Source organism: Aeromonas sp. HMWF014 (assembly GCF_963878295.1).
Lineage (GTDB): Bacteria > Pseudomonadota > Gammaproteobacteria > Enterobacterales > Aeromonadaceae > Aeromonas > Aeromonas popoffii.
Map to the genome: position 1 here is coordinate 1 of NZ_CAWNYS010000484.1, position 1,606 is coordinate 1,606.

General features: G+C 61.3%; 3 protein-coding genes. 2 read left to right on the plus strand and 1 reads right to left on the minus strand.

Translation table 11 applies throughout. From position 1 onward, the window contains the following. Positions 1-28 precede the first annotated feature (28 nt). On the minus strand, positions 29-940 hold the full coding sequence (ygfZ, locus tag AAC083_RS18710; protein ID WP_181364818.1) for a tRNA-modifying protein YgfZ: 912 nt from the start codon (positions 938-940) through the stop codon (positions 29-31). 113 nt (positions 941-1,053) lie between these two features. Here ygfZ and sdhE point away from each other — a divergent pair, with 113 nt between their 5' ends. Both sdhE and AAC083_RS18720 read left to right on the plus strand, forming a co-directional pair. Further along, a complete protein-coding gene (gene sdhE / locus AAC083_RS18715; protein WP_042033786.1) occupies positions 1,054-1,323 on the plus strand; it encodes an FAD assembly factor SdhE in 270 nt (89 codons plus the stop codon). A gap of 18 nt (positions 1,324-1,341) precedes the next feature. Then, the coding region (locus AAC083_RS18720) for a hypothetical protein (protein ID WP_181364819.1) at positions 1,342-1,606 on the plus strand (265 nt) is incomplete at its 3' end.

The window sequence follows — 1,606 nt, forward strand, 5'->3', positions numbered from 1 at the left end:
GCTGGCGCGGGTGCCTCGTTAGCCGACCTTACTCGGTCAGCGAGTAGGGCAGGGCTTGCAGAGCGAGGCTGGAGGCCTCCTCCTGCTTGAAACGAAAACGGGCATCGGTCTCTGTATCCTTGGGCAGCACGGCCGTGATCCACACCTGACCAGCCTGTTGCCAGACGTTGAGCACCATGCCGCTGCGCCGCCAGTTGTCACCGAGCTGGATCTCCAGGGCATCGCCACAGGCGACGGGCTCGCTGGCGGTGCCGGCCAGCACGAACAGGGCGCGGTTGTTGGCACCGCGATACTTGGCGCGGGCCACCGTCTCCTGCCCCATGTAGCAGCCCTTGGTGAAGCTGATCCCCTCCAGCGCCTGCAGATTCAGCATCTGGGGTATGTATTCGCCCTGATGTACCGCTTCCATATGCGGGATGCCAGCCTTGATATCCAGCCCCCACCAGAGTGATTCACTGCCGGCAGGCAGGTCCAGCGCCAACGGCTGATCGCTCACCAGCAGCCAGCGATCCGCTTCGATCTGCACCGCCATTCCATCGTCGATCAGGCCGGTTTGTGACATGGCAAATCGGGCCGCCATCCACTCATCCGTGCCCTGGCCAGCCACACCGACCGCCTGACCATGGTTCTCGGCGAACTCTACCTTGGCAAACACCGCAAACTTCTTGAGCTCCGGCAATTGGCGAGCCAGCACAGAGGGTTTGGTCAGCAGCAGCAGGCGATCGCTCAGGCAGAGCAGACGAAAATCGCCCCACAGCTTGCCTTTGGCATCGCAGTGGCCGCCCAGCGTACTCTGGCCCGGTTGCAGGGCGTTGACGTCGCAGGTGACCTGGCCTTGCAGATATTTGACGCGATCCGCACCGGTCAGGCTGGTGATGGCCAGATCGGTCAGGGAGAAAAGGGTTGGCTCGGCAGGAAAAACAGGCGTTTGCAGGCTCACGATGGTATTCCAGAGACAGAAAGTATGTGACCTGCATGGTAAAGACGTAAGGAATGTTTGTCAGCCGGAAAATCCAGCTGTTACCATCCACAGGTCTTTGTAAGGAGAGTGCCATGTTGAGCCCAATTGAAAAATCCCGCCTGAAGTGGGCCTGCCGTCGTGGCATGCTCGAGCTGGATGTGATCTTTATGCCGTTCTTTGAACACGAGTTCGATAGCCTGAGCGATGAACAGCAGCAGACCTTCATTCGTTTGCTGGAGAGCGATGACCCGGACCTGTTCAAATGGTGCATGGGCCACGGTGTTCCGGCTGACCCCGCCTTTGCCGCCATGATCCCCCTGATCCTGGAGCGCAATCAGGCGCGCCACGACAGCTTGAGCTGATCCCCGATGCGGGTGGTCATGCCCGTCATTCTCTCCCGGCAGCAGCGTGTTCTGCTGCTGATCCTGTTTCTGCTGTTGTGGTGGCCTGTGGCCAGTCTGATCCATGGCTGGCAGTGGGCACTCTGGTTGCCCTGCTGGCTGACGGGGGGCTGGCTGGCCTGGCGCCGCTCCCGTCGCAATGCCGGTACGCTGGTGTGGGATGGGCAGTGGCTGGAGTGGCAGGGCAATCGCTACCAGCTGGGGACGCGCAGCCGCATCTTGCCCGGGGCACTCTGGCTGCAAC